We start from the raw sequence: 15,384 nt of genomic DNA on the forward strand, positions 1-15,384 counted from the left end.
TTCGGTTGACTCTCCCGTGTCGCCAGCCCTGCTCGCTCTGAAACCATTCGCCTCACTCGATTCGCCCCTCACTCGGCGAGAAAGTCAGGTTCGGTCCGTTTCTCGTCGCGTTCGCTTCGGAGGTGATCGAGGAACTCGTCGATCTCGACGTCGTACTCCTGTTCCTCGAAGCGGTCCCGGACGGAGATGTTACCGTCTTCCTCCTCGTTGTCGCCGACGATGATCATGTAGGGTACCCGATCGTCGTGGGCGGCGCGGATCTTGCGCTCGATGGTCGAGTCGCGATCGTCGACCTCGACGCGGAACTCGTCGAACTCGTTTTTGACGCGGTGAGCGTAGCCCAGATTCGCGTCGCTGATCGGGAGCACCCGGACCTGCTCGGGGGCGAGCCAGAGGGGGAAGTTGCCCGCGAAGTGCTCGATCAGGACCATGAAAAAGCGCTCGTAGCTACCATAGAGGGCGCGGTGGATCATCACCGGCTTGTGGTCCTCGTTGTCCTCACCGACGTAGGACAGGTCGAAGCGCTCGGGCATGTTGAAATCGAGCTGGACCGTCGGTCCGTCCCAGCGGCGACCGATGGCGTCCTCGAACGCGAAGTCGATCTTCGGGCCGTAGAACGCGCCGTCGCCCTCCTCGACCTCGTACTCCATCGAACGACTTTCGAGCACACTTTCGAGCTGGGACTCGGCGCGCTCCCAGATCTCGTCGCTCCCGACGCTTTTGTCGGGCCGGGTCGCGAGCGCGACCTCGTACTCCAAGTCGAAGGTCGTCAGCACGTCGTCGATCATGTCCATGATCTGCTCGACCTCCTGGCGGATGTCCTCGGGCCGGACGAACAGGTGGCCGTCGTCGATGGTGAACGCCCAGACCCGCGAGAGCCCCGAGAGCTCGCCGCGCTGTTCCTTGCGATAGACCTTGCCGTTCTCGGCGTACTTGATCGGCATGTCCCGATAGGACCACGAGCTATCGTCGAAGATCGCGGCGTGGCCCGGACAGTTCATCGGCTTGAGACCGTACTCGTCCTCGTCGACATCGAAGACGAACATGTCGTCCTGATAGTTCTCGTAGTGGCCGCTTTTCTCCCAGAGGTCGGTCTTGAACAGGTGCGGCGTCTCGACGTACTCGTAGCCCGCATCGAGGTTCAGGTCGGCGACGAACGATTCGAGTTCGCGCAGGATCGTCTTGCCCGGCGGGTGATACAGCGGCAGCCCCGGCCCGGTGACGTCCTGAATCGAGAACAGGTCCATCTCCGCGCCGATCTTGCGGTGGTCGCGACGCTCGGCCTCGCGCTTTCGCTCGTGGAACGCTTCGAGATCGTCCTCACTCTCGAACGCGGTGCCGTAGACCCGGGTCTGCATCGGGTTCTCCTCGTCGCCGCGCCAGTAGGCTGCGGCAATCTCCAGCAGGTCAACGGCACCGATCTCGCCGGTCGACTCGACGTGTGGGCCGGCACAGAGATCCTCCCACTCGCCCTGGCTGTAGAAGGTGACCGTGTCGTTCTCGTCGGCGAACTCCTCCAGGAGTTCGAGTTTGTACGGCTGGTCGGCCAGCCGTTCGCGGGCCTCCTCGATCGACACTTCCTCACGCTCGATCTCGTAATCGGCCTCGATGATTTCTTCTATTTCGGCGTTGATCTCCTCGAAGTCGGCCTCGTCGAGGTCGATGTCGTCGAAGTCGTAGTAAAAGCCCTCGTCGGTCGGCGGGCCGATGGCTAGCTGGACGTCGTCGTACAGCCGCTCGACGGCCTGTGCGAGACAGTGCGAGGCCGAATGGCGCATCACGCGGATCGCCTCGTCGGAGTCCTCGGTGACGATCTCGATGTTCGCGCCGCTTTCCGTGATCGGCTCGTCCTTCGAGACGAGTTCGCCGTCGATACGACCGGCGACCGTGTCGCGGCCGAGGCCGGGCCCGATCTCGTAGGCGACGTCCTCGACGGTCGCGCCGCGCTCGACGCTGAGCTCGGAGCCGTCGGGCAGTACTACCGATATGTCGTCCGCTGAATCTACATCCTGAGACATTGGTACACCTCCGGCTGGTCGGGGGTGACCAGCGAGAGAATCGGCAGGCGGGAGTTGTAGTTAGTTACGGGCGAGCGCCCGGCCTGTAAAGCAGCCACCTGCCATCTGTACGCCACAGTACCGCTGGCGGTAGGAAAAGCGTTGCGGAACGACCGGGATTCCAGCGGATAGACAACCGGAGGGAAATGCCATCTATTATTAGATAAGATCTACAAATATGCAAAATTTCCATAAGTTATATAGTAATAGAGAATAAAATAAAAAATATGGATAGAAACCCTGCCGCAGGAGGCCGTCGGACGCGTCGAACTGTACTCGGAACGATCGTCGGTGGCGGACTGGCCGCGCTAGCCGGCTGTGCAGGACTCCGCGGCGGTGGTGCCACCATCGAGTCGAAGTCGGAACCGCTGGTCGACGAGGCACTCGATCTCCGGGTGACCGGACTGGACGCCGAGCAAACGGTGACGGTGGTGGCCGCGATGGAACTCGCTCAGGGCGGAGTGTCCACCGTCTTCAGGTCGCGAGCGATGTTTCAGGCTGACGAGGACGGCGTCGTGGACCCCAGCGACACAGCCCCGATCGAAGGTACCTATGACGCTGCAGATCCGATGGGTATCGTCTGGTCGATGATTGGGGGACTCGATCTGCCGCTGGACCCGCCGTCGGTCGGCGAAAGCGAGGGTCGAACGCAGCCGGTGACCGTCGCCGTCTACGGCGGCGAGGAGCAACTCGCCAGCCGACAGATACCCCGAGTGCTGGCACCGACTGGCATCGAACAACGGGAGCCGGACGACGACGACCTCGTCATCAGAGCCGCGCTGCCGGAGGGGGCCGGTCCACATCCCGGCGTGCTGGTACTGCACGGCGGTGACGGTCAACCGCCAGGACAGTACGCCCTACAGCTAGCCGCTAACGGCATCGCCGCCTGCGTGGTCCAGTACTTCGGCGACCATCAGGCCATTCCCGACGAGCAGGTTCACGTCCCGATGGAGTACTTCGACCGGGCAGTCGACTGGTTCAGCGGGCTCGATAGCGTCACCTCGGAGGTAGGAGCCGTCGGCTTTTCGCTGGGCGGGACCGTCGCCCAGTTACTGGGTGTTCGGCGAGACGACATTGGCGTCGTCGTCCCGTACTCGACGATTCCCTACGTGTTCGGATTCTCTCAGTTCGATGGCAGCCCGTTTTCCGACAGCGACGAACCGCTTCCGTACGTCGAGCTACCGTGGACGGAAAGCGAGTTCAGTCAGGACCAGCGACGCACCCGACCGGCGATCGAAGCCGGATTCGGGCGGGCAAGCGAAGAACAGATCGAGGCAGCACGGATCCCCGTCGAGGAGATCGACGCACCGGTGCTCTACGTGACCGGCGAAGACGACACCACCGCTCCCGCAACGGAGTACACCGATCGTGCGATCGACTGGCTCGATAGCGCCGAGTATGCCCACGAGTACGAGCATCTCGCCTACGAAGACGCAGGTCACAGCATATTCGCACCGTACAGTCCCACCCCTGATCGGGTTGCTATTGATGGCCGACAGCACGGTGGGACACCTGCCGGGATCGCCGCCGCGGAAGCCGAGTCCTGGCCAGTAGTCCTCGACTATCTGCGATCGGGGCTTGAAAAGTAAGCTCGACTGATCACGTCGTATCGGGAAGTTCGACCTCGTCCGGGTGGGGCATCCAGAGCAGATCGATCGTGATGCCAAGCGTGAGCGGAATCCCGATCACGACGATCAGCGCCGTCGTGCGGTCGGCCGCGGCGGTACCGATGCCGAACGGACCACTGAGCAGCATCGTCGAGGCGACCAGCAACATCGGAATCAGGATCGCCGCATATAACGCTGCACCCCAGTTGGTCGTCAACCGAATCCGGAAAAAGCGCGTGACGATCGCCGCCATCGCCGTGTGGACGACCAGTAAGATCCCGTATCCGATCACCGTACTCACTGCAACCATACACGGACTAGTCGCCGCTCGGTCTTTGTCCTGTCGGAAAGCGACGACCGCCTGAGGCGGGACAACCGTTTTGCCACGAGCGCGTGAGTGTGGAGTATGCACCGGGCGATCGCCGAGCGTGACGTCGAGGAGACGGCGGTGACCGAGTCGGAAGCCATCGATCTCTACCGCGAGATGGTGCGCGCCCGGACGTTCGACGATCGGGCGATCGCCCTGCAGCGGCGCGGCTGGATGAGCGGCTACCCACCCTTTCGTGGCCAGGAGGCGACGCAGGTCGGCGTCGCCCACGCCATGGCGACGACCGACTGGCTGGTCCCGACCTACCGCTCGAACGCCGCCCAGATTGCTCGCGGCGTCCCCATGAGCGATCTCTTTGCCTTCCGGAAGGGGTACGCCGAGTTCCAGTCGGGTCACGATATTCCGGTATTCCCGCAGGCCGTTCCGATCGCCACCCAGCTCTCCCACGCCGTGGGGCTCGGGATGGCAGCACGACATCGCGGCGACGAGACGGCGATCCTGACGCTCTTTGGTGACGGCGCGACCAGCGAGGGTGATTTCCACGAGGCGATGAACTTCGCCGGAGTGTTCGACGCCCCGGTCGTCTTCTGCTGTGAGAACAACGGCTGGGCCATCTCGCTGCCGCGCGAGCGCCAGACTGCCAGTGAGACGATCGCACAAAAAGCGACCGCCTACGGCTTTGAGGGAAAACGGGTCGATGGGATGGACCCCATCGCAGTCGCCGAATGCGTCGCGGACGCGCTGTCGACCGCCCGCGAGTCCGGCCCCGTGCTGATCGAGAGCCTGACCTACCGGCTGGGCGCACACACGACCAGCGACGACCCCTCACGATACCGCGAGGAAGAATCGGATCTCCCGGAGTGGCGCACTGGCGACCCCATCGAGCGCTACGAGACATATCTCCGCGAGCACGGACTACTCGACGACGAGACGATCGCGGACATTCGTGAGGACGCCGACGCTGCGGTCGACGACGCCGTCGAGCACGTCGAGGCGATGGCCGACCCGGAGCCCGACGACGTGTTCGATCACGTGTACGACCGACTCCCTGCGGAGCTACGGCGGCAGCGCTCGACAGTGGGCCCTGTCGGGGAACAGAACTAGCCGACGAACTGCTCGACCTGCGGGAGTCGTCGTTCGAGGTCGGCATCCGGCTCCAGCTCCGGATCGGCGGCGAGGCGATCGAGCACGAGAAAGACGTCGACACCACGAGTTTCGAGCCAGCCAACGAGGGACTCGATCGCGGCGCGGTTGTGCGCCAGCGACTCCAGCAGGTTCACGAGTACGACGACGCCGACCGTGGCCTCGCTGTCGGCAGGCATTGGGTCACTGAGCGCGGATACCGTGGCCGAGTCGGCAGGTGACTCGTCGGTGGGCGACATCGAGAGACAGCTAGAACAGATCGCGACCCGGTCGGCGTTCCCTGGGACGTACTCACGCAGTCGCTCCGGCACCGCGGCGACTGTCGCATCGTCGCCACAGGCCGGACAGGCCATCTCAGTCGCTCGCCTGCGCCTCTTCGAGGGCGGCGGCTTCCGCCTCGGCTTCGGCCTTCTCTTCGGCCTCGGCTTCTTCCTTTTTCTCCTTGATCTTCTTCATGCGGAAGATCTCCTCTCGCTCCTGCTCTTCGAGCTTCTGCTCGATGTACTCCTGATTGTCGTACAGATCGGGCAGCAGTTTGAACTCCAGAGCGTTGACGCGGCGTTTCGTCGTCTCGATCTCGTCAAGCATCTTCTTCATCGCGGTCTCGACCTCGGCGGCGAGGATGATCGACTCAAGCAGCTCCTCGTAGCTCTCGGCGACCTCGTCGATGCGCGAGGAGGTGCCGAGCACGCCGTAGCCGCGCTGGTCGAGCGTCTTTCGTACCCGGGTGGACTCGATCTGGGGGACGACGACGCCCATGATGTTTTTCGACTCCGTGGTGATCTCGGGGTGTTCGTGGAGCGCGGCGGCAGCACCGCGGACGGCCACGTCACCCTCCATCGCGCGGGCCATATTGATCGTCCGCTGGGCGTCCTCGTAGTTGGCTTCCATATCCGCCCGGACGTCCTGTGCCTGATCGAGGATGTCCATGAACTCCATGATGAGGCCGTCACGCTTCTTTTCGAGCGTGTCGTGGCCGCGTTCGGAGAGCTCGATGCGATCCTCGATCGCCATCAGGTTCTTCCGAGTGGGCTTTACGTCTTTGGCCATTTGCTCTCTCCTAACGAACCCAGCCGGATAACTGTTACCAGATTCGGCCGCGAGCGCCCCCGAGCGAAACCGATTTGACGGCCGAGCGAGAGCGTCGAAGCGATGGGACGGTTCGGAGCCGACGAGGCCGGGCGGGGACCGGCACTGGGATCGATGTTCGCCGGCGCAGTCGCGGTGGGGGACCCAGACTACCTCCCCGACGGCGTCGCCGACTCGAAGCAACTCACCCGGGCGCACCGGGCCGAGCTATACGAACAGTTGTGCGACGACGACCGGATTCGAACCGCGGTCGCGGAAATCCCGACTGGCCGGATCGACGATCCGGAGACTGACATGAACACGCTGACTGTCGAAGCACAGGCAGCGGCGATCGGGCAGGTCGTGTCGGCGGGCGACGAGGGCGTCGTCGACGCCTGTGATCCCTCCGAGTCACGGTTTGCCCGGCGGGTCGCCGATGCCGTCCCGGCCACCATCGAGATTACGGCCGAACACGGCGCGGACGACGCGTATCCGATCGTCGCCGCCGCGAGCATCGTCGCCAAAGTCGCGCGGGATCGCCACGTCGACGCGCTGGCGGAGCGCTACGGCGCGGTCGGGAGCGGCTACCCGAGCGATCCGACCACCCGCGAGTTCCTCGAAGAGTACGTAGCGGAACACGGCGCACTACCGAGTTGTGCCCGTGAAAGCTGGGGAACGTGCGCGGACGTGCTGGCGGCAGCGGAACAGACCGGACTCGACGGGTTCTGATAGTATGTAAGACGCCTCCGCGTGATGACACCCTCGAACCCGTCGCTATTCGTCACGACGACCCCACGACAGTCTGTATCCTCGAACTTCGCAACGACTTTCGATACTGGTGTATCGCCCGAGACTTCCGAAGACTCCGCCGAAATGAGTGAACTGACATCCATGGTATTCAACTCCGGTCCGGTCTCCGATCCAGCCTTCTGGAGAGACCCTCAAATATCACGGCCCAAATGGACCGCTGATGACAGATAGACAGCAGACGCCCGCGTCACGAGGCGCGGCGAGAATACCACGTAGAGACTATCAGGCCTCATCGTGAGCCAGCACGCTTATAGCTATTTCACAAACATTGTAAAATAATGATCGGACCGGAGCTCGTACTCGTGCTATCAGCAGGAGTGTTCACCGCTGTCGTCTGTGGGTTTGGTACGCTCCCATTCTTTTTCGTCGATGAAATTGGGGACAGGCTCACGGTCGTTCTATGGGGGTTCGCAGGCGGAGTGATGTTGTTTGCCTCGGTCTTTGGGTTCGTGTTCGAGGGGCTCGGGGAGGGAACACTGTGGCAGGTGGGAGTTGGCCTCGTAATCGGTGTTCTCCTCGTCGTGCTCGCGGACCGAGTGATCACGGGATACGAGTTTGCTCCGCGTGAAATGGCACAGGCCGACTTCCAGAAACTCGTCCTTATCGTCGGCGTCCTCACGGTCCACAGTTTTCCGGAAGGAGTGGCTCTTGGCGTCGCATTCGCTGATCTCGGTATCGAAGGTGATCTCATCGTCGGCGGGCTGGCCGTCCCGGCGCTGGCCATCTTCATAACGGTGGCCATCTCGGTGCAAAACATCCCCGAAGGTCTCGCAGTTGCGATCCCGCTGAAGACGTTTGGCGTGCCAAACTGGCAGATATTCGGCTGGGCGGTGTTTTCGAGTATCCCGCAACCGATTGGTGCTGGAATAGCTTACGTCTTTGTCACGTGGGCACGTGAATTTCTGCCGTACGGATTTGGATTTGCCGCCGGTGCAATGATCTATCTCGTGTTACACGACATCTTCCCGGATGCGCTCGAACACGGTGAGAACGCCGGTCTTCCAGGCCGGGGCCGGAGAGAGCTCGCGATTGGGGTTGTTCTGGGGGTCGTACTGATGATCCCAGTTATACTTCTGACAGAATAGTATCGGTCTTTCAGGCGCATTCGAAGCCGGGCTCACAGCTCTACTGAGACCATGGAAAAGACTGGTGACGGCCAGTGAGGGTGGCATCCTCTGTCTCACCGGTCTCCCACGTCGTCCGACTGAGAGTCCCTGCTCACCGGTAGAACGGCTGCCTCGACCGATCGGCGTTTCGCTCACCGATGCCCGGCATCGGCGGCAGGGTCCGTTTGTGTGCGGCGTCGAGATACATCGTCGCGACGTCTTCTGCAGTCTCGACCGGAACGTCGACGCGTTCGGCGGCCGCCTCGATATCGTACTCACGATCAACGAGGAGCCGGAGCAGTCGATCGAGCGTCCGGTACTCCGCACCGAGCTCCGTCTCGTCAGTCTGGCCCGACCAGAGCCCGCCGGTCGGCGGTTTGCTAACGATCCGGCGCGGCACACCGACACGGGGAGCCAGCGACCGGACCTCGGTCTTGTACAGGTCGCCGATCGGAAACAGATCCGCTGCCCCGTCACCGTACTTGGTGTTGTAGCCAAGCAGTAGCTCCGAGCGGTTCGACGTCCCGGCGACAAGCAACGAGCGGGTGTTTGCCGCGTAGTACGCACAGAGCATCCGGAGTCTGGCGAGCACGTTCCCGGTCGCAACACGATCGGCATCTTCACCGATCTCCGTCCCGACAGTTTCCTCGAACGCCTCCAGCAGCGGCCGAAGCTGTATCTCGTGAAACTCGATTCCGAGTCCGTCGGCGATCGTCCTGGCCTCTCTCGCGTGGACGCTGTCGGTCTTGCTGGCTGGTAGCCCCAGTCCCAGCACACGGTCACTACCCAGCGCTTCGACGGCGAGCGCAGCAGTCAGCGTCGAGTCGATCCCGCCACTCATTGCCACGACGACACCGTCTGCGTTCGCGTCCACGACGGTTCGGCGGATGAACTCCACGATCTCTGCCCGTACCGCATCGAGGCCCTCCCCCGTGGTGAGAAATGTTGGCCCTTCGCTCTCCCCCAGATACCGCTCGAACGTTGTATCGTCTCCAGATAACATTGGTGAATCCAGCTCTTTCTCCCAGTAGAATACCACACACTTTGCGTATTTAGTGCTTCTCCATGAATACCTAGTAGTGTTTTGGGGAGTTGGTGTGTGAACCGAAAACAAAGCGTCGACGGCTACTTGTCCGTCTTGATTTTCCGCAGGATGCTCCCGTAGGCCGGGCGGGTGATGAACACCCCGATCAGCACGCCGATGATCGTGATGATCGCGAAGCCACGCAGGTCCCCGAGCGAGAGGAACGCGAGCGGGCTCATCGCGATGATCGTCGTCGCGGCGGCCGCGCCGATGATCCAGAACGCCTTGCGGAACCGACTGTCGAAGACCCGTTGTGAGGAGACGTCGCCCTCGGCCATCACCTCGTCGGCGATGATGATCAGGTCGTCTACACCGGTCCCGACGACGGCGATGAATCCGGCGATGTGTGAGAGATCCAGCGGTAACTTGATCGCGGCCGCAAAGCCAAGCAGGAGGAACACCTCCGAGAGGGCGGTCACCGACATCGGCGCGGCGACGCGTGGGTCACCGTACCGGAGGAACACCATCAGTACAACGGTAAGTACGGCGAGCACGCCAGCGAGCAGCGAGTAGTTCTTGAAGTCGTCCGCTCGTGACGAGGAGATTGTTTGACTTGTCCCGTCGTCGAGGTTCAGCGTCGTCGGCAGGCTACCGGCTTCGAGGCTGATACGGATATCCTCTGCACTCTGCTGCTCAGTTGACGTGGCGACGAACGTGGGACGGTTTACCCACGTTCCGTCGTTGAAATCGTCGGCCAGGCTCTGTTGCATACTCAGCCCGCTGACCGTCTCACCGTCGAGTTGGATCAGTTGACAGTAGCCGTATCCGCCTTCGGGATGCTCAGCAGGCCAGCTACATTGGTTAACACCATCCGTCGTGATACCGCTGTCGACAAGCGCGTCCGCGTAGTCCGGTGCAGCATCATCACGGATTACCACCGGGACCTGCCACCGATCGCCATCGTCACTCCGCTCGACCTGTGAGACAGAGGCGATATCCTCACGGGTGAGGACGACTTCCTCCTCGTAGCCAGCCTCTGTGTCGGCTGGGTAGTGGAGAACGATCTCGACGAGGTTCTGGTCGCGGATCAGTTCGCGGAGGTCGTCCGCCTCACTGCCGGGCGACTGGACAGTGATGAAGTGTTGCCCGCCGGAAGATTCTTGACGGACGGTACCACCTTCGAAGCCGGACTCGCCCATTCTGGTATCGAGGATATCGACCATCGACTCGCGGGTCTCTGCAGTAACACCGCTTCGAACGTCAGTGTCCGAACCAGTATAACCCGCGTTCTCTATGGCAACCTCCAGATCGTCAACAGTGACATCCCGGTGGAACACCTCGACCGTCCGGTCATTCACGGTTTCGCCACCGACATTAGCTCGAACTTCGTGGTCACGGAGTTCGAGGTCCTCGTCGTTAGCGACCAGCTCCTCGTAGACGGCGGTCTCGACCTCGCTGTTGACAGTAGTACGATCCTGGCCTTCAAGTTGGACATCAATCCCTTCAGCGGTCGTCCCAACGATCGGTGCGCGGATCCGCGCACCGCCGGAGAGTTCAACGCCGTACTGGAGGTTCGTCCAGTTGCCTACCGAATCGCCTTCCTCGCGTTCTCCAAGCGTGTCACCGAAACTCGCCCCCGGAACGAACAGGAAGAAACACGAGAGTGCGATCAGCGCGACGAGTAGGAGGATCCGCCAGTTACTGCGGGCAAACTCGCGCACGTTCATCGGTTGATCCCCTCGAACTTGTACCAGCGAAGTAGGCTCAGGTTGAGCATGTACGTATTCATGAGGTCAGCCATCAATCCCACCACGAGGACGAAGCCGATCTGCCAGAGGAGACCGATTCCGAACAGGTAGGCGACGACGGTAAGGACCGCCATTGCGGTCAATGACGTGACCGTCATCGTAACGCCAGTCTGCATCGCCCGATATGTGCTCTCGTAGAATTTCCCGCTTCGACGTAAGATGTGATTGTTGAGCAGGATGTCGGAGTCAACGCTATACCCGATCAACATCAGGAGTCCGGCAACGGTTCCCAGCGAGAGTGGGATACCGACCAGGTTCATTGCCGCCAGCGGGATCATGATATCCGAAAAGGCGGAGACGACGATCGCAATGCTCGGAACAAACGTCCGGAAGAGGGCGAAGGCGAGGACGGCCATGCCGAGGAACGCAGCGGTCACTCCGTACAGGGCCGTACGTTGGTTATCACTCCCGAAGCTCGCAGAGAACGTGCTCGCTTCCAGCACGACTCGATCTGTTCCTTCAGCTGGTGTCAGGTTCTCCTCGGCCTGTTGCTCCATCGCTTCTGCGTCGTCCGAGGGGGACTCGATGGACCACTGGTTATCTTGACCGGTGATCTCATTGATGTTCTCGATTTCTTCATCGAACGCATTTTCTATGGCGTCTCTGTCGTCACTCGTCTCGACGGTCAGTTGGGTACCACCTGCGAAGTCTATCCCGAGCGTCGCCGGCGCACCGGTGAAAATAAACCACCCTATGATAACCGCAAGCGCGACCGCCAACACGGCCAGCGGGATAGCCGCGAGTTGGCGGTTCGTGTACCGGTCGTAATCCGGCTCCGGTACATCGAACTGTCTCATATATGCCCGTGTCTCTGCGTGGCCGCTGGATAAGTTTTCTTATCTGGAGCCACCGCGCTCACGCCTGGACGTACACCGCCTCGGTGGTGGGTAGCGAGAGGAGCCACAGCGAAACCATCGTGTAGAGCACCATCACGGCGATAAAGGGAAACTGGCTCCGGATCGCCTGGAGCCGTCCGGGAAACAGCTCGAAGGAGGTCGCGTGGGCCACCCAGATTGCGAGGATGTGGCCGACGAGGACGCACCCGACTTCGAGTAAGTCGGCCCAGGCCGGGAGAACGACCTGCGTGAACGCCGCGGGCGGCGGCGGCGACAGTGGACTCGCGACGGCGGTCCACAGCGATGGGCTGAGCGCGACAAAGAAGTTGAAGTAGTGCGCGAGATGGTAGCCCGCCGCGATGCCGAGCAGCGGTGGGGCAAACCGGAGTGCGAGATATCTGTCCGATAGATACGTCTCCGCGCGTTGACGTGCACGGCGGGAGGCGATCGAGTAGGCCGCCAGAAAGAGGGCGTAGCCCCCGACGAGCAAGAGCAGGTAGGAAACGACCGGTGGCACCCCAGCACCGACGAGCGTTTCGACCGTCGTGACCCCGGGGGCAGTGACGATAAATCCGCTGTAGGTGAGCTCCCAGACGAGCAGGATGACGAAGGCGACACCGGAGAGATCGGTAACGAGATCAGTCTCGCCGAGTCGCGCGCCGGGCGAGCGAAGTTCCCAGCCCGCGTCGCCACGCTGGAACGGCCCGACTGCACCGTAAAACCGGAACCACAGCGAGATCGGATCGGCCTGCCGAAACCAGTCCTCGGGCGAAAAGAGGATCGCGCCGGTGAGGGTGTAGATCGTATAGCCGACGACACCCCAGGCAAGCACCGCGGGCGCTTCCGTCACTGGGGCGACGATCTCGATCCAGATCAGCGCAAGGAGGGCGACGACTGCGGGCCATCGCCCCACACCGGGATACTCGGCGAAGCCGTTTGGCACCAGCTCGGCGACGCGCCGCCACGGGTTGATCGCGGGCCACGGGTTGCCAAAGAGATACGCGACCATCGTCAGCCCCGAGCGGATGCCGACGAACACGAAGAGGACAGCGAAGCTCGCACTCCCGAGCTGGGGGCCGGTAAAACCGGTGTAGACGACGAGCACGAGCGCGAGTCCAGAGAGGAGCGCGCCCACTGTGCCGACGACGGCGAGCAGCGTGTCGCCACGAGGGATCGACGGGCGTCTCGACCAGTCGTGGTAGGCCCGGATGAACTTCCGATCGGTCATCAACATCGACAGCATCGCTGAAGCGGCGATTACCGCCCCGCCAGTTATCAGGAACAACCACGTCGGTACTGCGACCTCGCCGCGCTCGCCCTCTAGCCCGGCGACAACGTTCGAGGCCGCGACGACGTCACTCAGTGCCAGCAGACCAACGACTACCACGAGCGCGCTCAGACGGCGACTGGAACCAATGAACGATCGACCGGCCATGTCATCGAAACAGTTCCAGTCGAGCAATATTTAGCTGTCGTCTTTGGGGGAGAGCTGGTGAACTGATCACAAGGTTTTTTCGATAAATACACATTGAATAAATAGATGATCAGCAGGCGTCACCTGCTCGGAGTGCTGCCAGCAAGTGTAGCGATAAGTGGCTGTACATCCGGACAGGATTCGTTCGAGTCAGAACGCTGTCCGCAGCTTCCCGAGACAACCGAGCAGTATTGTACTACCGGGGAGGATATACCAGTAGAGCTTACAGTTGAGCCAGAGACAGTAAGTCGAAATGAAAAAGTAGCGATCACAGTATCCGTCTCCGATGGATCTGTGGGGATCAATCCTGGGACATACGGCTACTACCAGTGGGAAAATGGCTCTTGGAGGGCACGCGTACTTGAAGAATCAAACCATTGGATGGAACTCCATTCAGAGGACGAATTTACGTGGGAGTTGTTATTTGACAAACATACAACGACGAGCCACGAGAACCCGAAACGAATGCGGATCCCATTGGCACCGATGACAGTATCAGCAGAGAACGCGTTCAGTATTCTCACACGGACCGAAGAACGATTGCTCTCATTGGGCGCAAGAATTCGGGAGGAAAGGCCGGGAGATGATTAGTGTGCCTGAAACATCGACTCGCTGTGCCCATACGTCGCCAACACCAGCACCGTCGTGTACTCGTCACGCGCTGCCTCGGCCTCGACGATCCGGGTCTCGGGCTCGCCGAACGTCCAGTCTCGCAGTTGCTGTCCGGCTTCGAGCCCATCGAGGACGCGCTGACTCGTCGTCTCCGATGGAACCCGGCCCGCTGCCTCGTAGAACAGTCCGGGACCCGCTTCGCTTCGAACCCAGCCGAGTCCGGCGCTGATCGACGCTCCATCGGTCGCGGATGCCCGCCCCTGGACCACTGTTAGCTGGTTGCCGGCCGGCCCAAGATCAGGAGCCGTACCGGCGACCTCGATCTTGGCGTCGGCCGGGATCATCGAGGAGACGGTGACGAGATTATAATTGTGAACGCCAGCGTCGGCCAGCGCGGCGTCGTACGACGCCATCTCGGTGGGGCCGTCACCGACGCCCCAGACGATCCGAATCGTGTTCATACCGGACGAAGGTGGTCGGACCGATAAGGCGTTACGATCCTGACTCACCGGTTCCCGACTCGTCCTCGTACTCGCCGTCTTCGTCCACGTCACCCTCAGTCGCGCTGTCCTCGGCGACGCCGACCGCGCGCGTGCCGTGTTTGCCGTCTTCGGTCACCGAGACCGACGTGGGGGCAGTCTCCTCGAACTCGACCCGCAGGACGTACGTGTCGACCGACTCGTCTGCCGTGCACTCGTACTCACCATCGAGGTCGACCTCGACATCGGCGACGGTCACGTCGAGCTCGTCCGCCTCTGCGTCGAATTCCAGTTCGGTTACTTCGGTCGTTTTGCAGCTACTGGAGCCAACGACGAGGCTGCCCTCGATCGTCACGTCGTATTCGCGGATGTCCACCGTCGGCGGCTCCTCCGCCTCCTCGAAGGTGCCACGGTCGAGGTCGAGCGTCACGTCGGCAATTCCCTCGGGCAACGGATCGATTCCGTGGTCCGCATCATCGGTCTCGTCGGAGGTTCGGTTCATAACACCGTCCCGGTCGAACGTCGCTTCGCGGCGCTCCTCGAGCGCGTCCTCGACGGCTCGAACCGTCTCGGGAATCCCATCGTCGAAGTCGGCGGTCAGTTCGTAGGCCGTGCTGGCGATATCGTCCGTACAGATCCGTGGTTCGTCGTCGGGCGAGTCGTCTTCCGTCTCCACGTCCTCGCAGACGACATCGAGGCGTGCTGCATCCGCGTCGTATTCGACTGTGGTCGCCTCGACGGTCTTGCACGAACTGGAGCCGTACGTGATCCGTCCGGTGACCGAAACGGTGTCCTGGTCGAACGAGACCTGTGGTGACTCGTCGATATCCCCGGCGTCATCGTCGAGAGAGAGGCTCCAGTCGACAAGTTCGTTAGCGACCGGGGCGTCGCCAGCGTCAAAGCCGTTCCCCTCCCTGTTTCCACCAGTACCGCCACTACCGGGATCCGGGTCTTCGACACATCCGGCCGTAATCGCGAGGCCACCAGCGACCCCAGCAAGGAGCGTTCGCCTGTTCATACAGCAGGAAAGAT

15 protein-coding genes and 1 pseudogene are annotated in these 15,384 nt (G+C 61.8%); 5 read left to right on the forward strand and 11 right to left on the reverse strand.

Annotated elements, in window-relative coordinates:
- Window positions 1-68 precede the first annotated feature (68 nt).
- Entirely contained in the window at window positions 69-2,018 is a 1,950-nt protein-coding gene (thrS, locus tag AArcSt11_RS07545; RefSeq protein WP_250595975.1) for a threonine--tRNA ligase, read from the reverse strand.
- A gap of 266 nt (window positions 2,019-2,284) precedes the next feature.
- Between thrS and AArcSt11_RS07550 the strand changes: the two genes are divergently transcribed.
- Window positions 2,285-3,646 (forward strand): acyl-CoA thioesterase/bile acid-CoA:amino acid N-acyltransferase family protein, encoded by a 1,362-nt coding sequence (locus tag AArcSt11_RS07550; protein ID WP_250595977.1) that lies wholly within the window; start codon window positions 2,285-2,287, stop codon window positions 3,644-3,646.
- A gap of 10 nt (window positions 3,647-3,656) precedes the next feature.
- On the opposite strand, the gene AArcSt11_RS07555 is transcribed toward AArcSt11_RS07550, so the two are convergent.
- The gene (locus AArcSt11_RS07555; RefSeq protein WP_250595979.1) at window positions 3,657-3,974 is read right to left on the reverse strand and encodes a DUF7991 family protein; all 318 of its coding nucleotides are present in this window, start codon (window positions 3,972-3,974) and stop codon (window positions 3,657-3,659) included.
- 96 nt (window positions 3,975-4,070) lie between these two features.
- On the opposite strand from AArcSt11_RS07555, the gene pdhA reads away from it, so the two are divergent.
- Complete coding sequence (gene pdhA, locus AArcSt11_RS07560) at window positions 4,071-5,096, forward strand: pyruvate dehydrogenase (acetyl-transferring) E1 component subunit alpha (protein WP_250595981.1); 1,026 nt, start codon at window positions 4,071-4,073, stop codon at window positions 5,094-5,096.
- Here pdhA and AArcSt11_RS07565 read toward each other — a convergent pair.
- Together AArcSt11_RS07565 and AArcSt11_RS07570 are read right to left on the reverse strand one after the other, a co-directional pair.
- The gene (locus AArcSt11_RS07565; protein WP_250595983.1) at window positions 5,093-5,488 is read right to left on the reverse strand and encodes a DUF6276 family protein; all 396 of its coding nucleotides are present in this window, start codon (window positions 5,486-5,488) and stop codon (window positions 5,093-5,095) included. The two genes, pdhA and AArcSt11_RS07565, sit on opposite strands and share 4 nt — an antisense overlap.
- A 1-nt stretch (window position 5,489) precedes the next feature.
- A complete protein-coding gene (locus tag AArcSt11_RS07570; RefSeq protein WP_250595985.1) occupies window positions 5,490-6,185 on the reverse strand; it encodes a V-type ATP synthase subunit D in 696 nt (231 codons plus the stop codon).
- Between the two features lie 102 nt (window positions 6,186-6,287).
- Here AArcSt11_RS07570 and rnhB point away from each other — a divergent pair, with 102 nt between their 5' ends.
- A complete protein-coding gene (gene rnhB / locus AArcSt11_RS07575; protein ID WP_250595987.1) occupies window positions 6,288-6,932 on the forward strand; it encodes a ribonuclease HII in 645 nt (214 codons plus the stop codon).
- 14 nt (window positions 6,933-6,946) lie between these two features.
- Here rnhB and AArcSt11_RS17065 read toward each other — a convergent pair.
- Window positions 6,947-7,096, reverse strand: a pseudogene (locus tag AArcSt11_RS17065) (CBS domain-containing protein); the annotation flags it as partial.
- Window positions 7,097-7,291: 195 nt separating this feature from the next.
- On the opposite strand from AArcSt11_RS17065, the gene AArcSt11_RS07580 reads away from it, so the two are divergent.
- On the forward strand, window positions 7,292-8,098 hold the full coding sequence (locus tag AArcSt11_RS07580; protein WP_250595989.1) for a ZIP family metal transporter: 807 nt from the start codon (window positions 7,292-7,294) through the stop codon (window positions 8,096-8,098).
- A 133-nt stretch (window positions 8,099-8,231) separates the two neighbouring features.
- Here AArcSt11_RS07580 and AArcSt11_RS07585 read toward each other — a convergent pair whose 3' ends face one another.
- The 4 genes from AArcSt11_RS07585 to AArcSt11_RS07600 form a co-directional block, all read right to left on the reverse strand.
- The gene (locus tag AArcSt11_RS07585; RefSeq protein ID WP_250595991.1) at window positions 8,232-9,122 is read right to left on the reverse strand and encodes an NAD+ synthase; all 891 of its coding nucleotides are present in this window, start codon (window positions 9,120-9,122) and stop codon (window positions 8,232-8,234) included.
- Between the two features lie 122 nt (window positions 9,123-9,244).
- Window positions 9,245-10,870 (reverse strand): preprotein translocase subunit SecD family protein, encoded by a 1,626-nt coding sequence (locus AArcSt11_RS07590; protein ID WP_250595993.1) that lies wholly within the window; start codon window positions 10,868-10,870, stop codon window positions 9,245-9,247.
- Complete coding sequence (gene secF / locus AArcSt11_RS07595) at window positions 10,867-11,748, reverse strand: protein translocase subunit SecF (protein WP_250595995.1); 882 nt, start codon at window positions 11,746-11,748, stop codon at window positions 10,867-10,869. Before secF ends, AArcSt11_RS07590 begins: the two co-directional genes overlap by 4 nt.
- A 58-nt stretch (window positions 11,749-11,806) precedes the next feature.
- Window positions 11,807-13,222: a hypothetical protein gene (locus tag AArcSt11_RS07600; protein ID WP_250595997.1), complete on the reverse strand. Its 1,416-nt coding sequence runs from the start codon at window positions 13,220-13,222 to the stop codon at window positions 11,807-11,809.
- Window positions 13,223-13,327: 105 nt separating this feature from the next.
- Between AArcSt11_RS07600 and AArcSt11_RS07605 the strand changes: the two genes are divergently transcribed.
- The gene (locus AArcSt11_RS07605) at window positions 13,328-13,852 is read left to right on the forward strand and encodes a hypothetical protein (RefSeq protein WP_250595999.1); all 525 of its coding nucleotides are present in this window, start codon (window positions 13,328-13,330) and stop codon (window positions 13,850-13,852) included.
- Here the strand turns inward: AArcSt11_RS07605 and AArcSt11_RS07610 are convergent.
- Together AArcSt11_RS07610 and AArcSt11_RS07615 are read right to left on the reverse strand one after the other, a co-directional pair.
- Window positions 13,849-14,334 (reverse strand): pyruvoyl-dependent arginine decarboxylase, encoded by a 486-nt coding sequence (locus tag AArcSt11_RS07610; protein ID WP_250596001.1) that lies wholly within the window; start codon window positions 14,332-14,334, stop codon window positions 13,849-13,851. The two genes, AArcSt11_RS07605 and AArcSt11_RS07610, sit on opposite strands and share 4 nt — an antisense overlap.
- A 31-nt stretch (window positions 14,335-14,365) precedes the next feature.
- The gene (locus AArcSt11_RS07615; protein WP_250596002.1) at window positions 14,366-15,370 is read right to left on the reverse strand and encodes a hypothetical protein; all 1,005 of its coding nucleotides are present in this window, start codon (window positions 15,368-15,370) and stop codon (window positions 14,366-14,368) included.
- Between the last annotated feature and the right edge of the window lie 14 nt (window positions 15,371-15,384).

The organism is Natranaeroarchaeum aerophilus (assembly GCF_023638055.1).
GTDB classification, from domain to species: Archaea; Halobacteriota; Halobacteria; order Halobacteriales; family Natronoarchaeaceae; genus Natranaeroarchaeum; species Natranaeroarchaeum aerophilum.

Excerpts from the sequence above, each read along its gene's own strand:
- AArcSt11_RS07590 (WP_250595993.1), bottom strand. The coding sequence starts at position 10,870 with ATGAACGTGCGCGAGTTTGCCCGCAGTAACTGGCGGATCCTCCTACTC.
- thrS (WP_250595975.1), bottom strand. The coding sequence starts at position 2,018 with ATGTCTCAGGATGTAGATTCAGCGGACGACATATCGGTAGTACTGCCC.
- AArcSt11_RS07585 (WP_250595991.1), bottom strand. The coding sequence starts at position 9,122 with ATGTTATCTGGAGACGATACAACGTTCGAGCGGTATCTGGGGGAGAGC.
- AArcSt11_RS07550 (WP_250595977.1), top strand. The coding sequence starts at position 2,285 with ATGGATAGAAACCCTGCCGCAGGAGGCCGTCGGACGCGTCGAACTGTA.
- AArcSt11_RS07555 (WP_250595979.1), bottom strand. The coding sequence starts at position 3,974 with ATGGTTGCAGTGAGTACGGTGATCGGATACGGGATCTTACTGGTCGTC.
- rnhB (WP_250595987.1), top strand. The coding sequence starts at position 6,288 with ATGGGACGGTTCGGAGCCGACGAGGCCGGGCGGGGACCGGCACTGGGA.
- AArcSt11_RS07610 (WP_250596001.1), bottom strand. The coding sequence starts at position 14,334 with ATGAACACGATTCGGATCGTCTGGGGCGTCGGTGACGGCCCCACCGAG.
- AArcSt11_RS07615 (WP_250596002.1), bottom strand. The coding sequence starts at position 15,370 with ATGAACAGGCGAACGCTCCTTGCTGGGGTCGCTGGTGGCCTCGCGATT.
- secF (WP_250595995.1), bottom strand. The coding sequence starts at position 11,748 with ATGAGACAGTTCGATGTACCGGAGCCGGATTACGACCGGTACACGAAC.
- AArcSt11_RS07565 (WP_250595983.1), bottom strand. The coding sequence starts at position 5,488 with ATGGCCTGTCCGGCCTGTGGCGACGATGCGACAGTCGCCGCGGTGCCG.
- pdhA (WP_250595981.1), top strand. The coding sequence starts at position 4,071 with ATGCACCGGGCGATCGCCGAGCGTGACGTCGAGGAGACGGCGGTGACC.
- AArcSt11_RS07605 (WP_250595999.1), top strand. The coding sequence starts at position 13,328 with ATGATCAGCAGGCGTCACCTGCTCGGAGTGCTGCCAGCAAGTGTAGCG.
- AArcSt11_RS07580 (WP_250595989.1), top strand. The coding sequence starts at position 7,292 with ATGATCGGACCGGAGCTCGTACTCGTGCTATCAGCAGGAGTGTTCACC.
- AArcSt11_RS07600 (WP_250595997.1), bottom strand. The coding sequence starts at position 13,222 with ATGGCCGGTCGATCGTTCATTGGTTCCAGTCGCCGTCTGAGCGCGCTC.
- AArcSt11_RS07570 (WP_250595985.1), bottom strand. The coding sequence starts at position 6,185 with ATGGCCAAAGACGTAAAGCCCACTCGGAAGAACCTGATGGCGATCGAG.